The following is a 19,008-nucleotide window of genomic DNA, read 5'->3' as shown; positions in this document are numbered from 1 at the left end:
CTGCTGCACAACCCGGATTTAGCCGACGTGATGTTCCAGGTTCTGGCGGCCAAACACCACGTCCATTTTTGCGCCTCCCAGCAGGCTGTCGGCGGTGATGATTTGCCCGTCATACTGTTCGACAATATCACGCGCCACGGAGAGCCCGACGCCCTGACCGGGCCTGAGCGTATCGGCACGCTGCCCGCGGTCGAACACCAGATCGCGCTTACCCTGCGGGATCCCCGGGCCATCATCTTCGACAATCACGTGCAGTTGGTTGTCAGACTGGTGCGCGGAAACTTCGACGAATTCAAGGCAGTATTTGCAGGCGTTATCCAGTACGTTCCCCATGACTTCCATAAAGTCGTTTTTCTCGCCGACAAAGCTGATCTCCGGCGAAATATCGAGGCTAATGCTCACGCCCTTACGCTGATACACCTTATTCAGCGCGGAAATTAAACTATCCAGCGTCGGCGCGACCGGGTGAAGCTCGCGGCTCAACAGGGTGCTGTCGGTACGCATGCTGGCGCGATTGAGGTAATAACCGATCTGCTGGGAGATGCGGCTGATTTGCTCCAGCATGATGGGTTCGGCCTCGCTGACGCTGATTTTTTCACTGCGTAGCGAACGTAGTGAACTTTGCAGTACCGCCAGTGGCGTTTTCAGACTGTGAGTCAGGTCGGTGAGGGTGGTGCGATATTTATCATAACGTTCGCGTTCGCTTTTCAGCAGGCGATTAAGATTGCGCACCAGACCAGTCAACTCACGTGTGGTTTCCGGGTTTAACGCTTCACGGTTATGCTCTTCAAGCTCGCGTACCTCGCGAGTCAGCGCCGCGAGCGGGCGCAGGCTCCAGTGCGCCGCCACCCAGAGCAGGGGAACGACCAGCAAGAGATTGGCCGCCAGTACGTATATAAACCAGCTCCAGACCATATAGGAGCGTTTTAGCTCAATAGGTATCGTATCGATCACCACGATCACCAGCGCGGGCATCATCTTTGTAGCCGGGTAGCTGTTGACGGCAACCGAGTGCGTCATCTCAGAATCATCATCTTCTTTGCGTATTTCGCTTAATTGTTCCTGTGCTTCATGATTGTCCGTCAGCAAGGTGCTGGAAGAGGTTATGTCCGCTTCAATCTCATGAAAACCGTTTCCGCGAAGCCACTCCTTCTGAATACGGTTTTTGAGCCAGGGAATATCTTTCTGCTGCCAAAGCAAATTGCCTTTGGTGTCATAGATAATGGCCATTGTCGGGCTTTGACGGATGAGATTATCGGGCATATCGACGGTTAATTTTCCGTCTTCCCATTTGGAAAAGGTGTAGAAAAGATTGCTTTCGCCGCGCAGCAGACGAAAAGTGGTTTTGTCGAAGCTGACGCTGTAGCCCACCAGGGCGACCATACCGTAAGCAAGAGAAAGCACCATTACCACGGCTGCGGTCGCCAGCAAGAAGCGAACCCGCAGCGAGAGGGGCAGCATATGCCGCAATAACTTATTCATCCGCGCAGTTCGAACAGATAGCCCTGTCCCCGAACAGTGTTGATTACGTCATGCGGATATTGCGCCTGAATTTTTTTGCGCAGACGCCCCATCAGTACATCAATGGTGTGGCTCTCACGCAGTTCTGCGTCAGGGTAGAGCTGAAGCATCAGGGAATCTTTACTGACGACTTTACCGTTATTGCGGATTAGCGTCTCAATAATGGTGTATTCGAATGCCGTTAGCTTGATCACTTCATCGTTAATCGACAGTTCACGACGTGAGAGATCCACCTGGAACGGCGGCAAGGAGATCACCTGCGATGCGTGACCGCTGTTACGGCGCATCAGCGCCTGCATGCGCGCAGCCACTTCTTCAATATGGAACGGTTTGGTGACGTAGTCATCCGCCCCGGCGCTCAGCACTTCGACTTTATCCTGCCAGCCTTCGCGAGCGGTCAGTACCAGAACCGGTAACGAGATATCGTGACTGCGCCAGCGGCGTATCAGAGAAAGACCGTCTTCATCCGGCAAACCGAGGTCGACAATAGCGATATCCGGCAGATGCTCGCCCAAATAGTAATCCGCTTCCTTTGCGTCTTCCGCTGCATCAACCTGATGACCCAGCTCCTGAAGCTGAACCTTCAGATGGTGACGTAACAGGGCGTTATCCTCTACCACGAGTACGCGCATGTTTTTTCTCCATATCATTATTGAAGCTAATAGTTTAACCCTGCCTGGTTATACTAAAACTAAACATCGGGCAGGAAAAGGTGCGTTATCCTGATTCCCTTATTTAGGGTTCCATGTAGCGCTCTATTCGGGCTTTTGGCTTCGTCAGTAATATTTTTACCAGTTCGACAAACTTTACGGGTTTATAGAAATAGTAGCCTTGCAGCAGCGTGATATGGTTGCGGTTGAGGTAGTCCAACTGCGTACGTGTTTCAACCCCTTCGGCCACGATAATTAACGAAAGCTTACGCGCCAGCTCAAGCACGCAATCCAGAAGTTTTGTGGAGTCTTCATCGTCATTTACTCTGCCGACAAAACTTTGGTCGATTTTGATGTAATCAATTTTTAGGTCATGAAGATAGGAGAGACCAGAATAACCGGTGCCAAAATCATCCAGCGCAATAGCAAAATGATGCGTATGAAGTCTGTTAAGTTTGTTCAGTAATTGCTCATCCACAGATAACGGTTCTCGCTCCGTCACTTCCAGAACCAGCGTCAAATGTTGATGAATAAAGCCAGACTGGTACTTCAGACAATCCTCAACGAACCCCGGTGAATTGATATGTGCGGCGCTAACGTTAATGCCGATATGAAACCCTTCAGGAAGTTTTGTGCTGATTAAATTCATGTGTTCTACCACCTGCCGCATCAGGGACTGGGTCAGGGGGATGATCAACCCGGTTTTTTCCGCAAGCGGGATAAACGTTGCCGGAGAAATGAACCCCGCGGTGGGATGTTTCCAGCGGGCGAGGACTTCGATACCTCGGATTGAGTTGTCTCTGCCATCCACTACGGGTTGGTAATACGGAACGATCTCCCCCAGGGTAATAGCCTGTCTTAGGGCATCCGCAGGCGTCGCCACATTGCCTGAATATTTCCTCAATAACCAGAAACCAATACAGGAAATGAAGAAAATAAAGAGCAGCATTCCACCTCCCTGGTGGAAAATACGCGTCAGGCTAAATAACGGTGGCAATTGGTACTGAATCCCGAAAGGATAGGCAGCGGAGCTAATAAACGCCGTATCCGTTCCGCCGGGGTGAAATGTCCGAACGTCGCCCCTGAGTCCGAGCGCATTCGGCCCAATCACTAATTGTGGATCGACATTTTGTTGCGAGGTAAACAGAGCGGTACGTAACTGTGAATCACTTACGGTAACCAGAATAGTGACGTCTGCTGTACGGGTTTGATACACCATTGACGCGGTGTCGTGAATGTTTTGCCCGGAAGCGGTAAGGAAGAGCGGGCTATCAGGCAAATCAGTGACGTTGGTGAGCAGTAAACGATTTCCCGGCAGAGAAGTACACCAGATCTTACCCTCCTTTAAGAGCAAAATTGTTCTCAGGTGTGGTTTGAGGGTGGCGACGGTAGCAAGTCGGTATTGTTCTTCCAGCGAGCATTGCGCGCGCGCTACAGCCAATCCAGTTTGCGTAGCCTGGCTGGCCTCTTCCAGAATTTGATCGATATTTTTCAGCGCGTACTGGGCCGCCGCGACATATTCACTCTTGTTGGAATACCAAATTTGTAAATTCAGAATGAACGATCCGCTCAGGAAGAAGAGCAATGCAGCAACAAAAGGAAGAATGACTCTGTACATAGTGATTCTCTGATGAGAAAAACGCGCCCCAAATACAGGAGTGTCTTACTGATTCATTAACGCTCCCGCCAGTGGTGGAAGTATAGATGACGTGGGTAGGATATTAGCGGTGAAAAAAATAAGATATTCAGAGAACTCGATTTGGCGAGAAACCCTCCTCCCGATTGGAAGGAGGGGCATATATTATTTCAGATCATCAACCATCTGAATCGCGCGGCCAATATAATTCGCTGGCGTCATTGCTTTCAGGCGAACTTTTTCGTCTTCCGGCAGGGCCAGACCGTCGATAAACTGTTTCATACCTTCGGCATCAACGCGCTTACCGCGCGTCAGCTCTTTCAATTTTTCGTACGGTTTTTCAATACCGTAACGACGCATTACCGTTTGAATCGGCTCCGCAAGCACTTCCCAGTTGTGATCCAGTTCGTCCAGCAGACGGTCACGGTTTACTTCCAGTTTACTTACACCTTTCAGGGTTGATTGGTAAGCAATCAGCGCATAACCAATACCGACACCCAGGTTACGTAGCACGGTGGAATCCGTCAGGTCACGCTGCCAGCGGGAGACAGGCAGTTTGCTCGCCAGGTGCTGAAGCACGGCGTTTGACAGGCCCAAATTGCCTTCGGAGTTTTCGAAGTCAATCGGATTAACTTTGTGCGGCATGGTGGAAGAACCAATTTCACCGGCGATGGTTTTCTGCTTGAAGTGGTTCAGGGCGATGTAGCCCCACACATCACGATCGAAATCGATAAGGATGGTGTTAAAGCGCGCCATGCAGTCAAACAGTTCGGCGATGTAGTCGTGCGGTTCAATCTGCGTGGTGTACGGGTTCCACTGAATGCCCAGAGACGTCACGAACTCTTCGCTGAACTGATGCCAGTCAACTTCCGGATACGCCACAATGTGGGCGTTATAGTTACCGACTGCACCATTGATTTTACCCAGAATCTCGACCTGGTTAAGCTGGCGATACTGACGCTCCATGCGGTAGGCCACGTTGGCCATCTCTTTACCGATGGTGGACGGTGTCGCCGGCTGGCCGTGAGTGCGCGACAGCAGCGGAATATCACGATACTGCACCGCTAAGTCTTTAATGCTGTCGATAAGCTTGCGCCAGTAGGGCAGGATCACTTCATCGCGCGCCGTTTTTAACATCAGCGCGTGAGACAAGTTGTTGATGTCTTCAGAGGTACAGGCGAAGTGAATGAACTCAGAAACCGCATGCAGTTCTGGGACATCCGCCACTTTTTCTTTCAGGAAATACTCAACCGCTTTCACGTCATGGTTAGTGGTGCGCTCAATGGTTTTGATGCGCGCGGCATCGTCTTCATTGAAGTCTGCAACGATTTTATCGAGGAAACCGTTTGCGTCTGCGGCAAAAGCAGGAACTTCCTTGATCGCTGCCTGTGCGGCCAGCTTTTGCAGCCAGCGCACTTCAACTTGCACACGGAATTTCAGCAAACCGAATTCGCTGAAAATGCCGCGCAGCGCGCTGACTTTATCGCCGTAGCGGCCGTCGACAGGGGAAACGGCGGTCAGTGAGGATAATTCCATAGATCATAACTCCGGGGTTAAATGAGCAAGAATTTGTTTGGCCTGAGTGGTCAGGCGATTACGGGAAAACATGAGCTGCAGGCGTCCACCACCAACCTGGTGCCAGAGCACGGCAGAGCGAATGCCCGCCAGCAACGAGGCGCGGACTTTCGCCTGCACCTGCGGGCTTTGCAGTACGGCAGGGGAGCCGGTAACCTGAATACGCGGGCCAAGCGGGCTGATCACATCAACATAAATGCCGGCCATCGCGCTCAGCAGGGTCTCAGACTGTAAATCAAAGTGGTCAAGCTGGCGCTGCAGGCCAGCGATGCGGTTGCCGAGCGTATCCATCGCGCCTTTCGCGGAGGCCAGTTTACGCTCGAGCACCATTAAACTCAGAGTATAGCGGGTGAGCTCGGCATTGAGTCCCTGACGGCTGCTGGCATTCAGCACGCCTAACAGTGTTTCCAGACCGAGACGAAGATTCGCTTCACTGCCACCGAATACGCCGAGGGTAGAATCCGGGTTCAGATCGATAACGCTGTTCAGCGACACGTGCAGCGCGTCGCCATCGCAGTGACCCTGATGGGCCAATTGTTGCACCAGGCTGGCGGACTGGCAGATACCCGCCAGCGCCAGAGTGATGTCGTAATAGTTCTTCGCCACGCTAACTCCTTGTTGATTCCCCGCGCTTAAGCGCGGCCAGGGCGTCTGGTGCCCCGGCGTTGGGGAGACGACTGCTGTTTATTATGCCGGCAGCGGGATGCGCTGTTCGATCACGCCGCCGCCCAGGCATACTTCGCCGTTGTAGAACACAGCGGACTGGCCCGGCGTGACTGCGGCAACGGGCTCATCAAAACGCACTTCAATGCGCTCTTCATCCAGTGCAGTGACGGTGCAGGGAATATCCGTTTGGCGGTAACGTGTTTTGACCGTACAGCGGAACGTACCCTTAACCGGTTCGCGATCGACCCAATGCAGTTGCTGGGCAATTAATCCCACTGACATCAGGCGTGGATGATCGTGGCCCTGGGCTACGACCAAAATATTGTTTTCGACATCTTTATCGACAACGTACCACGGATCTTCTGTCCCTTCTTTGGTTCCGCCAATGCCAAGGCCTTTACGCTGGCCCAGGGTGTGATACATCAACCCCTGGTGTTCGCCAATCTCTTCGCCATCAACCGTGACGATTTTACCCGGCTGAGCGGGGAGGTAGCGACCTAAGAACTCACGGAATTTACGCTCACCGATGAAACAAATACCGGTAGAGTCTTTTTTCTTCGCGGTGATGAGATCCAGCTCTTCAGCGATTTTACGCACCTGCGGTTTTTCCAGCTCGCCAACCGGGAAGAGGCTTTGGGCAATCTGTTCGTGGCCGAGTGTGTAAAGGAAGTAGCTCTGATCTTTATTGCCGTCCAGCCCGCGCAGCAGTTGGCTTTTGCCGTCCACATCTTTACGGCGCACATAGTGGCCGGTGGCGATGTAATCAGCACCTAAATCTTCTGCGGCGAATTCAAGGAAGGCTTTGAATTTGATCTCTTTGTTGCACAGGATATCCGGATTTGGCGTGCGGCCCGCTTTGTACTCTTCCAGGAAGAGTTCAAAAACGTTGTCCCAGTATTCAGCAGCAAAGTTAACGGTGTGCAGCTCAATGCCGAGCTTATCGCAGACCGCTTGCGCATCGGCAAGGTCGGCGGCGGCAGTACAATATTCCTCGCCGTCGTCTTCCTCCCAGTTCTTCATGAACAGGCCCTCAACCTTATAACCTTGTTGTTGCAACAGGTAGGCTGAGACGGAGGAATCAACACCGCCGGACATGCCGACGATCACTTTTTTCTGGCTTTCTGACATTGGAATACTCACGACATTGAACTTCAAGGCGGCATATTCTAGCACGCAGCCCCTTACTTGACACCCTCTGTAAACGGCCAGTTAAATGCGCCGATAAGCGAGAGAGGATAACGCTCGCCGCTCTGGTAGGCGTGAATGCTTTCCGCGACCAGCTTTGAACGCAGGTGAGGGGCACTAAGAATTTCCTCAGCACTGACCCACAGGCAGCGATCAATGTCACTGTCGTGCGGTTCGGTCGGACAAATATCCTCCAGCTCAATCAGAAACAAAAAACGCAGGAACGGCGTTTTATCGGGCGCTATCCACTGGTGCATACGGATAAAGTGCTGCGGCGTGGCGCGAATCCCGGTTTCTTCCCACAGTTCACGCTCAGCGGCCTGGACTAATGTTTCATCAGCTTCAAGGTGTCCCGCGGGTTGATTCCATAATGCTTTACCGTTGATGGACTCTTCAACAACCAGAAATTTCTCTTTAGCATGCACAATGCACGCGACTGTCACATGAGGTTTGAACATGTTCTCTCCTTTTTATTCGGCGTCACGCCATTCGCCGTTTGCCAGCCCATCCAAACGATAATCACCCATCGCGTAGCGAATCAGACGCAACGTAGGGTGGCCGACATGAGCCGTCATGCGGCGTACCTGACGGTTGCGGCCTTCGTACAGCGTGATTTTCAGCCAGGTGGTGGGGATTGATTTACGCTCGCGAATCGGCGGATTACGCGGCCACAGCCATTCGGGTTCATTGACCACTTCAATGCCTGCGGGCAATGTTGGGCCATCGTTGAGCGTCACGCCGGTTCGTAGAGCTACCAGCGATGCCTCGCTCGGTTCACCTTCAACCTGCACATAGTAAATTTTTCCGGTGCGCTTGCCCGGTTGCGTCAACCGCGCCTGCAGCACGCCGTCGTTGGTGAGCACTAAAAGGCCTTCGCTATCGCGATCGAGACGTCCGGCGGCGTAAACGCCCTGCACCGGAATAAAATCTTTCAGCGTGCTGCGGCCTGCTTCGTCAGTAAATTGTGGCAAAACATCGTAGGGTTTATTGAACAAAACTACGCGTTTTGGCGGGTTATCTTTGCGTTGTTTGGCAGCTTGTTTTGAGCTGAATCGCTTAACCGGGTGATTTCTAAAAGAAGTTTTCTGCATGGTATTTTCAGATGTTATGTATTCGCGCATTATAGCCTAATAACGAGTGTCTTTCATGGCGCCGAACAATAAGGTAGTATTGACACGATCATTACAAATCATTAACAAAAATGCTCTAACTCTTTGTGTTGCAGGAAGGCGGTAAGACAGTGCATTCCCGGGGTTTAACCGGCATGTAGTAAACAGCGAGAACCTGTGGCGTAAAGGATGACGAGCACACCAGAAGCGCTCGAAGGAGAGGTGAATGGAAAGCAAAGTAGTTGTTCCGGCAGAAGGTCAAAAAATCACCCTGAAAGACGGCAAGCTGAATGTGCCGCACAATCCGATTATCCCATTCATTGAAGGCGACGGCATCGGTGTTGATGTAACCCCACCGATGATCAAAGTTGTGAATGCCGCAGTTGAGAAAGCCTACAAAGGTGAGCGTAAAATTTCCTGGATGGAAATCTACACCGGCGAGAAATCCACTCAGGTTTATGGCCAGGATGTCTGGCTGCCAGCTGAAACGCTGGATCTGGTTCGCGAATATCGCGTTGCCATCAAAGGCCCGTTGACCACACCAGTTGGCGGCGGTATCCGTTCTCTGAACGTTGCCCTGCGTCAGGAACTGGACCTCTACGTTTGCCTGCGCCCGGTGCGTTACTACCAGGGCACCCCAAGCCCGGTTAAACACCCTGAACTGACCGATATGGTTATCTTCCGTGAAAACTCAGAAGATATCTACGCGGGCATCGAGTGGAAAGCGGACTCTGCTGATGCAGAAAAAGTGATTAAATTCCTGCGCGAAGAGATGGGCGTGAAGAAAATTCGCTTCCCGGAACATTGCGGCATCGGTATCAAGCCGTGCTCCGAAGAAGGCACCAAACGCCTGGTTCGCGCCGCTATCGAATACGCAATTGCCAACGACCGTGACTCTGTGACTCTGGTTCACAAAGGCAACATCATGAAGTTCACCGAAGGGGCGTTCAAAGACTGGGGTTACCAGTTGGCTCGCGAAGAGTTCGGTGGCGAACTGATCGACGGCGGCCCGTGGCTGAAAATCAAAAACCCGAAAACGGGTAAAGAGATCGTTGTGAAAGACGTTATCGCGGATGCTTTCCTGCAGCAGATCCTGCTGCGTCCGGCTGAGTACGACGTGATTGCCTGTATGAACCTGAACGGTGACTACATTTCTGACGCCCTGGCAGCGCAGGTTGGCGGTATCGGTATTGCTCCGGGCGCGAACATCGGCGACGAATGCGCTCTGTTCGAAGCAACCCACGGTACTGCACCGAAATACGCAGGCCTGGATAAAGTCAACCCAGGCTCCATTATTCTGTCCGCAGAAATGATGCTGCGTCATATGGAATGGTTCGAAGCGGCTGACCTGATTGTTAAAGGCATGGAAGGCGCGATTGCTAACAAGACCGTGACCTATGACTTTGAACGTTTGATGGAAGGCGCTAAACTGCTGAAATGTTCAGAGTTTGGTGACGCGATTATCGCGAATATGTAATGTTAGCTTTCTGAGAAAGCAAAAGGGGCCGAAAGGCTCCTTTTCACGTATTTTATTGCCCAAAGCAAATTTATTTCAATGGCCTAAAAGTCAGGCTTCTTTATATTTCTTCTCGTCAGGCGGGGAGAATCCTAATTTGTGAATTGATTCACAAAAGGGGTTTGTTATTAATACTTTTCTTTGTATTTTGTTTGTTTTTTCGAATAAATCTCATGACCTTATGGAATTCTGGCGAGTTGAAGTTGTGCGCAAAGAGTCGTTTTCATGGCATAGACTGTTAAGAAATAAAAAGAATCGCAGGAGAAACTTTCTTTTCTGGTGGCGCTTGGCCAGTGAAATGAGCCGGCACGGTTCTAAAGCGCAGAAAAAAGCCGCATCCGCGATTGCCGCAAAGTTAAAAGACAAATACGCCTGTGACATTGCGCTTGATGCTAAGATTGGTGCTTGCCTGCATATTCCGCATCATATGGGAATTGTCATTACCAGTAGGGCGCACATCGGCGAACATTGCATTATTCGCCAGAACACTACGTTAGGCGGGACCGTAAGCATGCGAGATGACGAAGTCATGACTATCGGGAATAATGTCGATCTCGGGGCTAATTCCTGTTTGGTTGGGCCAATCACCATTGGGGATAATGTCGTCATCGGCGCGATGTCCTTTGTAAATAAAGATATCCCGGCGGACACGATCTTTGTAAACCCCCGAATCCGGGACATGAGACCTGTACCTGAATCATTTCAGCGAATGCATATACCGCGTATAATTGATCGGAAATAGCACTATTTGCAGTAGATGCATTGGTGGTATTTGCGTCTAATAAGACTGTACAGGGCTTCCACATAAAAACGGAACACAAGGTTCCGTTTCCCTTTATTGATTTTTCTTTAACGGTCTGAATTCTTCACATTGTTTCCTGGGCACGGTAAACAGCATTCCCCCCGACATCCCGGCAAACACAATCAATGCTACGACCACGCTGTACTGTGCATAAATTTGCCCGAATGATGCGGAGCCAACAACCTGCCCGGCGGCCAGCATAAAGAACGCGACACTGACGCCAGCTGCTGGCGCTTCACGGACACTCTCCGCGGCATACACCAGCAACACGCCAGACAGCGTGACATACCCGGCGCCGCACATCGCCACGGCGGGAATCAACCATCCTGAGTAACTTTGTGAAAAAGCCATCAACAGCAACGGCAGCGCCATGCAAATCTGGGATAAACGATAAATATGCGTCCAGGTCAGATAGCGAGCTAATAATCCGGTAAATATCGCCAGAATGCCTGCTGCACCGCTTATCAGCCACAGCAGGCTGCGAAGCTGTGCCTTCACCGTGAGATGATGGCTCAGTATATCCGGGCCAAAACTCCACCAGGCTGCGCTCGCAGCCCCGCTTATCAGGGCGATGATGGATAAGCGTAACATCGCGGGAGAAAGCAATTCACGTAGGCTGAAGGGGAGATGCGCTGATTTTGCATGCGGTCGGTCAGGAAGGTGACGATAAGCCATTGCCAGACACAGCGCTGCCAGTGCGGCAAAGGACACACATGCCATTCGCCAGCCGCCGGGCATCGCCATTACTATGGGAACGCTGATAATAATTCCCGCGCCGGTACCCGCATTGATGACGGTATTCACCTGTGGCTGGTGGGGCGCGGAAATTCGCTGTGAAACAGCCTCTGCCAGCGCCGGAGAAGATAACCCTGCGCTAGTGCCTGCGATAAAAAGCCCAACGGCGAGCATGAACGGGGAGTGCGCCAGCGCCAGCAAAATGAGCCCAAGCGCTGCCGCCAGTGCAGCAGTCAGCGCCGGCATCCGTGGGCCGAAACGCGAGACCAGAAACGGTGCACAAACGATCGCCAGGCAGTAGGCCAGGTAGCTACAGGCGGCGATAATCCCGGCGATTTGCGGGCTAAACGGCACCTCTTTCACCACTTCCGGCATCATCAATCCCCACGAGAATCTCGCCATCCCGTAGGTTACAGCGATAAGCGAAAAACCGGTTATGCCCAGTGCAGTAGTATGTTTCATGCTTTCAAGCCTGGAATAACATCGCGGTAAGTTCCAGTTTACGCGGGGTTAATCAGTCTGAAAGCGGAGGGGGGAAAAGGGAAAAACGCAGAGGATATCCTCTGCGTGTGTCGGTCAGAATGCCCAGGAGACGTTCACTGAATAGTTACGCGGTTCGCCATACACCACGTAATCACTGGCCCAGGAATAGTATTCGCGGTCGAAGAGGTTTTCGATATTCGCCTGCACCGCCAGCTGTTTCGTGACCTGGTAGCGGGCAAACAGATTCGCCAATGGATAACTGCCCTGATGGACGCGGGCGGTTTCACCATCCGGTCCACTGGCATCCTGATACGTTCGATTCTGCCAGGTGAGGCCGCCGCCCACGGTCAGGTCGCGCAGCATCGGTAACTGGTAACGGCTGAAGAGCTTAAACTGCGTCTGAGGCATATTGCTGTTGAAGCGCCCTGTGGAATCGCGTGCGACGTAGCGCGTGGCGCCAAAGGTCATTTGCAGGTTATCGGTCACCGCACCGTTCAGCTCAAACTCCGCGCCCTTGCTGACCGCGCCTTTTGCTGCGTAGTAGGCCTGCTCGCTGCTGCCGTTGACGTGATTATCGCCATCGGCCTGGCCTACGTTATCCTGCTCAATGCGGAACACGGCAACCGTCGCGGTTAACCGACCGTCCAGCCAGGCGGATTTCAGGCCCGTTTCGTAACTTTTTCCGGTGACCGGCGAGAGGTAACTGCCTTTCTGGTCGCGGTAGGTCTGCGGCTGGAAGATGGAGGTATAACTGGCATACGCCGACCAGATTTCATTGATGTCATAGACCAGCCCGGCATACGGCGTGATGTTGTTTTTGCTCATATCCCCGCTCGAGCCGTGGGTGCTCCACTGGGTGTAGCGCGCGCCCACAATCAAGGAGACCGGGTCGGCCAGCGAGAAACGCGCCGCAGTGTAAGCAGATTTTTGCCGTACGATGTCATCGGACGTTAGCGTCCAGTCGCTCCACGCGGGCTCCGTGAGGCTGCCGTTCCAGTTGTTATCAAACACGCCAATGTCTGCTGCATCAATATCCGCCCCGGCGCTGTAATAGCGGTTGGTCTGGCGGCTGTAGCTCATGCCCGCCACCAGCTCGTGCTGGCGTCCCAGCAGCATGAAGGGGCCGGTGGTGTAGGTATCCACGGAATCGAGTTTCCGCTTGCCTCGATCGAGACTGCCATAACCGGACAGGCCTTCCCCGGTGGATTGATCCGGGAAGCCGAAAGAGTAGAGCAGTTTCGAGTCAAACGAGGCTTCCGCATGCGTACCATTCACCCGCAGGCTCCAGCCATTATCAAATTCGCGGGTCAGGTCGGCGAAAACTTTGCGTGATTCAAGGTAATAGTGCGCCCAGTCTGCTGAAGGGTTAGTACTGCGATCGTAATGGGTTTTTACGCCATTACTGTACCAGGTTGGCAGCCCGCCCCAGGTTGGATTGCGGGTAGTGCTTTGCTGATAATCATAGCCCAGCGAAACGGTCGTGTTGTCAGTGATGTCAGCATCCACCACGCCGTAGAAGAATTTTTTGCGTTTATGATAACGGTCCAGCCAGCTGTCCTGATCCTGATATCCGGCGATGATTCTGCCGCGCACGGAGCCCGTATCATTCAGCGGGGCTGAGAGATCGGCAACATAGCGCTGTTTATTCCAACTGCCATAAGTGACACCGACGTTGCCCATGAATTCACGGCTATTGGCGCGTTTGCGCACCATATTGACCGAGGCCGCCGGGTTGCCTGCGCCGGTCATCAACCCGGTTGCGCCGCGCACCACTTCAATTCGATCATAAATAGCGGTGTCGTCACCCGCGTCGCCAAAGTTCCACTCATCGCTGACGGAGGTGGGAATATCATCAAAGGTATAGTTGTTGATGTAAAAACCACGGGAAAAATAGCTGGAGCGTTCACTGTCAAAAATATTGGCGGAGATCCCCGTGGTATTCGCCAGCACATCGCCGACGGTTTCGAGGTTTTGGTCCTGCATGCGTTGTTCGGTAATGACGCTTACCGACTGTGGCACATCCCGTGGGGTGAGCAGCATTTTGGTGCCCGCACGCGTCGTTTTTACACTGTAGTCGTGCTCATCCTGTATCCCGTCTGCCGCATCCGTCGCTGCACCATCAACCACCATGACATCCTGCGTATCGGTATTTTCCGCAGCGACAGCCGAGCCAGAGGCGAGGGCGAGATGAATCATCGCCGCCAGGCTTGTAAAAAGAAAGCGTGATGCCTTTGCTGAAGATCTCTATGCGGAACGGGGAACCCTGTCAAAACAACCCATTGTACGTTCTCATATGTTGTGTTTGTTATAGAAAAACCTGCCACTGTAACCATCGCCCTTGATGAGCGAATGGCAATGATAATCATTTGCTTTACATAATTGAGAAATGATCTCATCTAAAATGTAAGTTAATGTAAATTCTTTAATTATCACAGTGTTGTAAGGGTTTTTCGCCAACAGGCCTGGGGCGGGCGTTGTACGAAGAGAAAGGTGATTAACCGCCGCAAAGTGCGGGTGAGGCGATATGACAGCAGAGCAGGGACCGTTTGCCAAAGTGGCGATAATAAGTATGATTCTCATTCTCTAATGGTTGCCTTTACGGGAACCTTTATCCATCGAATGGAGTACAGAATGAAATTAGTGCTTACGCGCCGTCACGTTACGGTGGCTTTTGTGATTGCTGCTGCGCTGGGGCTTTCAGCATGTCAGTCTCAGGCGGCGAAGAACCTGCCGGTAGAATCCAAAACGCAACCGCTTGCTGTCAGCAGTGATGTTACTCAGCGTGTATTAGCGAACGGACTCTATGAGATGAATTACGCGCCGACGGAAAAGGCGCTTTATGTCGCCAGCGCACAGGGTTTTAAAGATATTAACGGTGGCGTGTTGTATCGTCTGGACCCGGCAACCCTTGCCACTACCGGCGAAACGCATACTGATTATAAAAACTTTGGCATGGCGAGCGAGCCGGATGGTAGCGTCTTCTACACCACCAACTCCCTTGATGGTGCCGTATCGAAAGTGGATGCCAAAACCGGCAAGATTCTGCAACGGGTGAAATTTAGCGAAAAAGGCCCGGACGGCGACCCGGTTGGCGCGCGTGAAATCCTGTGGCACGACGGACTGTTGTTTATCGGCGGGGTGGCAGATCCCGGCCTGATTTGGGTGGTGGATGCCAAAACCATGACCCTGAAAACCCGCATCAAAAATGCCGGAAAATGGGTGACCGGACTTATCTACTCGCCTACCACCGATCGTATTTACGCGGCCAACGGCGGCGGTGAAATTCTGGTGATTAACCCGAAAAACTACCGTATTGAAAAACGCCTGACCGCAGGCGATGGCAAAAGCTACCTGTTCCTGAATATGGCGACAGATCCACAAACGGGGCGCCTGTTCGTGACCGATGACTCAAAAGCGAAAACCACGCTGGTGTTTGATGAGCGCACTGGACGCGTGATTAAACGTCTTGAAGGTGATGCGCTGGGCATCAAGTTTGACGCGAAACGCAATGAGATCTTTATCAGCCAGCGTGAATCGAAGAAAGTGTTGCAACTGGATGCCACCACTTATGCGGTGAAGAAAAGTTGGTCGTTTGACGCACGCCCGAACAGCCTGCTGCTGACGCCGGACGGTCAAACGCTGTATGTCACTCTGAAGCAAGACTTCAATGATGACAGCACCACTAAAGGCCCGGATAGCGTGGCGCGGATTGCGCTGAAGTAATTAAAAGCGGGAGCCCATTGGCTCCCGCTTTATCTCCCGCCGGATACGTTACCAGCCACACACGTCGTGTTCATTCTCGGTATCGTACGCACGCACGGTATTAATCAGATCTTTTACCACATCGGCAGCAACATCAGGTATCAGCAGCTCCATCGGTTTATCGGTTTCATAATCTACTGAAACGCCGTTGCTGTTGTTCGTGACGGTCACCGTATAGGTTGCTTTACCCATGATGTTTACTCCTTATGCGAATTAACCACTTTGCCCAGGCCTGCGCCTTCAAGTTTGACATCCGGGTCGGCAAAGAAGTCGATATTGAAATAAGTGTCGTCGGTCAGCAGCTCGATTCGGTGCCATTTTTGCGGCGGCGAAATACCGAAGGAACCGGCCTCAATGACGATATCGACGTCAGGCTCAGTGGCCTCGGCGTCAGGAAAACCAAAGTAGCGTACCGCGCCCTGCATTACCGACAGGCGGCCATAAACATGTGCTTTGGTGTTGTGGTGAGTGAACAGCGCTTTTGGCGCGGTGTCTTTATTCCAGAACGGTGTTGAACGGGAATGAACAAAATTTTCAGGAATACGCAGCATAATGGGCTCCTTACTCGTCGCCTTGTGAGCTTAAAGGGATCGCAAAACATCAGCTTCCACGAAAAAATCAATTTGAAAAACAGTATCTTCGGTCATCAGTTCTATCCGATGCCATTTCTCAGGTGGGAACACGCCAAAGTGACCCGCTTCAATCAGTAGCTCGGCTTCAGGCTGTTCAATCGTCTCATCAGCATAGCCCAGGTATTTCACCGCCCCTTTATGTACTGACAGACGAGGGTAGACCCCCTGGCGCGTACCTTTATCGAGATGACGCTGGAAAATTCCGGCGGGTGCCGTCTCTTTGTTCCAGAACGGCGTAGAACGCGTATGAACACAACTTTGCGGAATCCGTAACATGTTTCCCCCTGTTTTGTTACGGGTTATTAGAGCACGAAGTGCAGGTGAAAATTTATCAAAAAGTGCATTTTAAATGCTACTTTAAAAGGGGTAGATTACTGCAAATTCACAAAAAAATTCATTTATCGGCACATAAATGTTACAACTACAGCGTAATATATCGCCATGAAGGGGAGCGTTGAGTATGGTGCTGGAAAAATTGCGGACAAGGAACGGCAAAAAATTTCTGCTGTGTGCCTGTACAATATTTGTGATTGCGTTGTTTGTCGTGGGGCGGGCAACGTTTGGCGGTGTGGTGCGTGAGTACAACCTGCCTTATTCAGAGTGGACAACGGGCATGTTCTTTTTACAGGGCGCGATGGTCATGGTCTACAGCTGCATTTTCACCGTACTGGGATCAATTCCATTCGGGTTTATTTTCCTGGGCCCCAAAGAGAGTCACAGTTAAATAGATCAGGCGAGCACTGCTCGCCTGAATTTTCCTTGCTATCAACGATGGTGTGAGTGGTGATGTCCGCCACGATGGTGATGATCGTGATCGATGATGCATCCGCTGAGTGTGCTGCTCAATACAATTAATAAAGAGAATGCGAGCAATTTTTTCATTATAAGTGTCTCCAGTAACACGCTGTCGCTGTAAATAGTCTATGCGATTCAGCTGAGACGATTGTTATAAAAGCCCATGCATTAGTAGATAAGATTACTCCGTATTCCTCACGATCTACTCCATCTTTGCGCTTAATTCTCATGCACATAAAGTATCCAGTTGTACAATAATTTGTTAATAACCATGCATTTAATGCATGAATAGCCTATTTTTCTGATAGGTTCTTTCTGGACACGCTAAAAACACAAAGTGTGTTACGTTTAAAAGGATGACTTTTATGATGGTGCGCATGTGAGACGTGTTCAGGACAGCTTACGAAAGAAGCAGGCATTGCTGGTGGCCGCAGGGGTCACAGGCCTGTTAATTTTCCTGTATATCTTTTTTACGTATCAGCGTGCGATTACTCAGGTCAATGACGGCATTAATGCGCTGGAAAGCAATATGCTGGCCATCTTCAATGATAATGAATTAATTGCCGATGCCGCAGGTGTGCGCTATCAGCAGCTAAAAAGTAATAACCTGTGCGGTAACTTGAGCGATTTTCGTCCACGTAATCGTGACGAATGGGGTATCAATGCTGACCGGTCGGTTATCAATCCGGGGTACGGTACGCTGATATCCAGAACGCAGAGCAAAGAAGCGCGCTGTATGTTTGCCGCAGGTGAGTTTGTGCGTGCCAGAATGAACACGCTGAATCCTGGGCATTATGATACCCATCGTTATATTGTGGCGCATGATGCGCACTGGTTTTATTGGTTTACCAGTAAAGACTCGGTTCGTTTTTCCTTTGATACGTCTCAAATGGCGCGTAATCCTGCCGCCTTTTTCCAGATTCCTGAATCGTTTTATGACCGCTTATTACTCAAAGATTCTCGTAAAAAAGCGCGGAGTTCGACCAATTTTTATACGGATAAAATAACCGGCGAAAAAGCCTACAGCCTGGTAAGTTATATCTACGATCTTTCTGCAGGGCAGGTGAGTAATCATATAGTCGGTTATTTACTGTACGATTTTTCGAAGCCAGAGTTACAGCGCGCCTTACGCGAGTCGTTCAAAAATAACGTCCCCTCTGAGCTGATGCTGAAATTTGTTAACCGGCAGGACGGTAGTCATCTTTGCTTGACAGATAACTGCGACTGGCCAACGGTTTATCAGGTTTACGATCTCTCCGAGCGTTATGAATTCCGCTATGCACTACCCCTTTATTTATACATTTTGCATGATCCGATGGCTTCCACTGCTGTTCTGCTGACGCCGTTACTCTTTATATTACTGTTCTTTGTTATTCGCCGTCGGTTAAATAAAGGTGACAATCGATTCTATTCTGATGCGCTTACCGGTAGTTACACGCGTAATATCCTGGAACTCATTCAGAAGCATGAATTACGTTATACAACAGTGCTCCTCTTTGATTGCAACAAGTTTAAAGCGATAAACGATGCCTGGGGCCATAGCGTGGGCGACCGCGCGCTAAAGGTTATCGCGCAATGTATGTTGGATAATGTACGGGCCGTTCATGATCTGGTGATCCGTACTGGCGGTGATGAGTTTGTCATCCTGCTGGCCAGCGCGAGCAAAGAGGAGGCGCGCTATATCGCTGAACGTATTGCTTTGCAGATAACGCAGCATGCTTTTACGGTCGAGGGCGAAAGGGTGCCGTTATCCGTATCATGGGGAATGTCGACAGGTGCAGATAATCTGGATAACGCAATCCAGCAGGCGGATGCCGACATGTATCGCATGAAGAAGGGCGAAAAGGCGTCATCAGGCCGGTAAACCGGCCTTTATGCGGATTACCACCAGCCCAGTTGAGTCCCGGCGACGGCAACAATTGCAACAATCAACATAATGAT

The 19,008-nt window shown here is 51.3% G+C and carries 19 protein-coding genes; 5 read left to right on the top strand and 14 right to left on the bottom strand.

Going from position 1 to position 19,008, the window contains the following annotated elements; translation table 11 throughout:
- Positions 1 to 18: 18 nt before the first annotated feature.
- The 8 genes from phoQ to rluE form a co-directional block, all read right to left on the bottom strand.
- Complete coding sequence (gene phoQ, locus ACOXYR_RS11945) at positions 19 to 1,482, bottom strand: two-component system sensor histidine kinase PhoQ (RefSeq protein WP_108475708.1); 1,464 nt, start codon at positions 1,480 to 1,482, stop codon at positions 19 to 21.
- Positions 1,479 to 2,153, bottom strand: coding sequence for a two-component system response regulator PhoP (gene phoP, locus ACOXYR_RS11940; RefSeq protein ID WP_015964830.1), 675 nt, complete (start codon positions 2,151 to 2,153; stop codon positions 1,479 to 1,481). Before phoP ends, phoQ begins: the two co-directional genes overlap by 4 nt.
- A 103-nt stretch (positions 2,154 to 2,256) precedes the next feature.
- Positions 2,257 to 3,789: an EAL domain-containing protein gene (locus ACOXYR_RS11935; RefSeq protein WP_189623289.1), complete on the bottom strand. Its 1,533-nt coding sequence runs from the start codon at positions 3,787 to 3,789 to the stop codon at positions 2,257 to 2,259.
- A gap of 183 nt (positions 3,790 to 3,972) precedes the next feature.
- Positions 3,973 to 5,343, bottom strand: a complete 1,371-nt coding sequence (gene purB, locus ACOXYR_RS11930; RefSeq protein ID WP_108475706.1) for an adenylosuccinate lyase — start codon at positions 5,341 to 5,343, stop codon at positions 3,973 to 3,975.
- A 3-nt stretch (positions 5,344 to 5,346) separates the two neighbouring features.
- Entirely contained in the window at positions 5,347 to 5,988 is a 642-nt protein-coding gene (gene hflD / locus ACOXYR_RS11925) for a high frequency lysogenization protein HflD (protein WP_108475705.1), read from the bottom strand.
- Positions 5,989 to 6,069: 81 nt separating this feature from the next.
- Entirely contained in the window at positions 6,070 to 7,176 is a 1,107-nt protein-coding gene (gene mnmA, locus ACOXYR_RS11920) for a tRNA 2-thiouridine(34) synthase MnmA (protein ID WP_146745460.1), read from the bottom strand.
- A 53-nt stretch (positions 7,177 to 7,229) separates the two neighbouring features.
- The gene (locus ACOXYR_RS11915) at positions 7,230 to 7,691 is read right to left on the bottom strand and encodes an NUDIX hydrolase (RefSeq protein ID WP_421355218.1); all 462 of its coding nucleotides are present in this window, start codon (positions 7,689 to 7,691) and stop codon (positions 7,230 to 7,232) included.
- A 12-nt stretch (positions 7,692 to 7,703) separates the two neighbouring features.
- The gene (gene rluE, locus ACOXYR_RS11910; RefSeq protein WP_421355217.1) at positions 7,704 to 8,354 is read right to left on the bottom strand and encodes a 23S rRNA pseudouridine(2457) synthase RluE; all 651 of its coding nucleotides are present in this window, start codon (positions 8,352 to 8,354) and stop codon (positions 7,704 to 7,706) included.
- A gap of 214 nt (positions 8,355 to 8,568) precedes the next feature.
- Here rluE and icd point away from each other — a divergent pair, with 214 nt between their 5' ends.
- Both icd and ACOXYR_RS11900 read left to right on the top strand, forming a co-directional pair.
- Positions 8,569 to 9,819: an NADP-dependent isocitrate dehydrogenase gene (icd, locus tag ACOXYR_RS11905; RefSeq protein WP_421355216.1), complete on the top strand. Its 1,251-nt coding sequence runs from the start codon at positions 8,569 to 8,571 to the stop codon at positions 9,817 to 9,819.
- 220 nt (positions 9,820 to 10,039) lie between these two features.
- Positions 10,040 to 10,600, top strand: coding sequence for a serine acetyltransferase (locus ACOXYR_RS11900; RefSeq protein WP_113858621.1), 561 nt, complete (start codon positions 10,040 to 10,042; stop codon positions 10,598 to 10,600).
- Between the two features lie 93 nt (positions 10,601 to 10,693).
- Here the strand turns inward: ACOXYR_RS11900 and ACOXYR_RS11895 are convergent, their stop codons facing one another.
- Complete coding sequence (locus ACOXYR_RS11895) at positions 10,694 to 11,857, bottom strand: MFS transporter (RefSeq protein ID WP_421355215.1); 1,164 nt, start codon at positions 11,855 to 11,857, stop codon at positions 10,694 to 10,696.
- Positions 11,858 to 11,971: 114 nt separating this feature from the next.
- Complete coding sequence (gene fhuE, locus ACOXYR_RS11890) at positions 11,972 to 14,083, bottom strand: ferric-rhodotorulic acid/ferric-coprogen receptor FhuE (RefSeq protein ID WP_421355253.1); 2,112 nt, start codon at positions 14,081 to 14,083, stop codon at positions 11,972 to 11,974.
- Between the two features lie 426 nt (positions 14,084 to 14,509).
- On the opposite strand from fhuE, the gene ACOXYR_RS11885 reads away from it, so the two are divergent.
- The gene (locus ACOXYR_RS11885) at positions 14,510 to 15,601 is read left to right on the top strand and encodes a YncE family protein (RefSeq protein WP_108475698.1); all 1,092 of its coding nucleotides are present in this window, start codon (positions 14,510 to 14,512) and stop codon (positions 15,599 to 15,601) included.
- Positions 15,602 to 15,649: 48 nt separating this feature from the next.
- On the opposite strand, the gene ACOXYR_RS11880 is transcribed toward ACOXYR_RS11885, so the two are convergent.
- Genes ACOXYR_RS11880 through ACOXYR_RS11870 form a run of 3 tightly spaced genes read right to left on the bottom strand, consistent with a single transcriptional unit; the run spans position 15,650 to position 16,548 of the window.
- Positions 15,650 to 15,832: a DUF1869 domain-containing protein gene (locus ACOXYR_RS11880; protein ID WP_108475697.1), complete on the bottom strand. Its 183-nt coding sequence runs from the start codon at positions 15,830 to 15,832 to the stop codon at positions 15,650 to 15,652.
- 5 nt (positions 15,833 to 15,837) lie between these two features.
- On the bottom strand, positions 15,838 to 16,191 hold the full coding sequence (locus ACOXYR_RS11875) for a TehB family protein (protein WP_108475696.1): 354 nt from the start codon (positions 16,189 to 16,191) through the stop codon (positions 15,838 to 15,840).
- A 30-nt stretch (positions 16,192 to 16,221) separates the two neighbouring features.
- Entirely contained in the window at positions 16,222 to 16,548 is a 327-nt protein-coding gene (locus tag ACOXYR_RS11870) for a TehB family protein (protein WP_108475695.1), read from the bottom strand.
- 184 nt (positions 16,549 to 16,732) lie between these two features.
- Between ACOXYR_RS11870 and ACOXYR_RS11865 the strand changes: the two genes are divergently transcribed.
- Both ACOXYR_RS11865 and ACOXYR_RS11860 read left to right on the top strand, forming a co-directional pair.
- Entirely contained in the window at positions 16,733 to 16,996 is a 264-nt protein-coding gene (locus tag ACOXYR_RS11865; protein WP_015964815.1) for a DUF2534 family protein, read from the top strand.
- Positions 16,997 to 17,446: 450 nt separating this feature from the next.
- Entirely contained in the window at positions 17,447 to 18,931 is a 1,485-nt protein-coding gene (locus tag ACOXYR_RS11860) for a GGDEF domain-containing protein (RefSeq protein WP_421355214.1), read from the top strand.
- Between the two features lie 17 nt (positions 18,932 to 18,948).
- Here ACOXYR_RS11860 and ACOXYR_RS11855 read toward each other — a convergent pair whose 3' ends face one another.
- Entirely contained in the window at positions 18,949 to 19,002 is a 54-nt protein-coding gene (locus ACOXYR_RS11855; protein ID WP_071532068.1) for a hypothetical protein, read from the bottom strand.
- Positions 19,003 to 19,008: the final 6 nt, after the last annotated feature.

The organism is Pseudocitrobacter faecalis, from assembly GCF_965231525.1.
Classification (GTDB): Bacteria; Pseudomonadota; Gammaproteobacteria; order Enterobacterales; family Enterobacteriaceae; genus Pseudocitrobacter; species Pseudocitrobacter faecalis.
The sequence above is the reverse complement of the archived record's forward strand: the minus strand, read 5'-3'. Positions and strand labels throughout refer to the sequence as shown.

Coding starts and splice junctions, on each gene's coding strand:
- phoQ (WP_108475708.1), bottom strand. CDS start 1,482: ATGAATAAGTTATTGCGGCATATGCTGCCCCTCTCGCTGCGGGTTCGC.
- phoP (WP_015964830.1), bottom strand. CDS start 2,153: ATGCGCGTACTCGTGGTAGAGGATAACGCCCTGTTACGTCACCATCTG.
- ACOXYR_RS11935 (WP_189623289.1), bottom strand. CDS start 3,789: ATGTACAGAGTCATTCTTCCTTTTGTTGCTGCATTGCTCTTCTTCCTG.
- purB (WP_108475706.1), bottom strand. CDS start 5,343: ATGGAATTATCCTCACTGACCGCCGTTTCCCCTGTCGACGGCCGCTAC.
- mnmA (WP_146745460.1), bottom strand. CDS start 7,176: ATGTCAGAAAGCCAGAAAAAAGTGATCGTCGGCATGTCCGGCGGTGTT.
- ACOXYR_RS11915 (WP_421355218.1), bottom strand. CDS start 7,691: ATGTTCAAACCTCATGTGACAGTCGCGTGCATTGTGCATGCTAAAGAG.
- rluE (WP_421355217.1), bottom strand. CDS start 8,354: ATGCGCGAATACATAACATCTGAAAATACCATGCAGAAAACTTCTTTT.
- icd (WP_421355216.1), top strand. CDS start 8,569: ATGGAAAGCAAAGTAGTTGTTCCGGCAGAAGGTCAAAAAATCACCCTG.
- ACOXYR_RS11900 (WP_113858621.1), top strand. CDS start 10,040: ATGGAATTCTGGCGAGTTGAAGTTGTGCGCAAAGAGTCGTTTTCATGG.
- ACOXYR_RS11895 (WP_421355215.1), bottom strand. CDS start 11,857: ATGAAACATACTACTGCACTGGGCATAACCGGTTTTTCGCTTATCGCT.
- ACOXYR_RS11885 (WP_108475698.1), top strand. CDS start 14,510: ATGAAATTAGTGCTTACGCGCCGTCACGTTACGGTGGCTTTTGTGATT.
- ACOXYR_RS11880 (WP_108475697.1), bottom strand. CDS start 15,832: ATGGGTAAAGCAACCTATACGGTGACCGTCACGAACAACAGCAACGGC.
- ACOXYR_RS11875 (WP_108475696.1), bottom strand. CDS start 16,191: ATGCTGCGTATTCCTGAAAATTTTGTTCATTCCCGTTCAACACCGTTC.
- ACOXYR_RS11870 (WP_108475695.1), bottom strand. CDS start 16,548: ATGTTACGGATTCCGCAAAGTTGTGTTCATACGCGTTCTACGCCGTTC.
- ACOXYR_RS11865 (WP_015964815.1), top strand. CDS start 16,733: ATGGTGCTGGAAAAATTGCGGACAAGGAACGGCAAAAAATTTCTGCTG.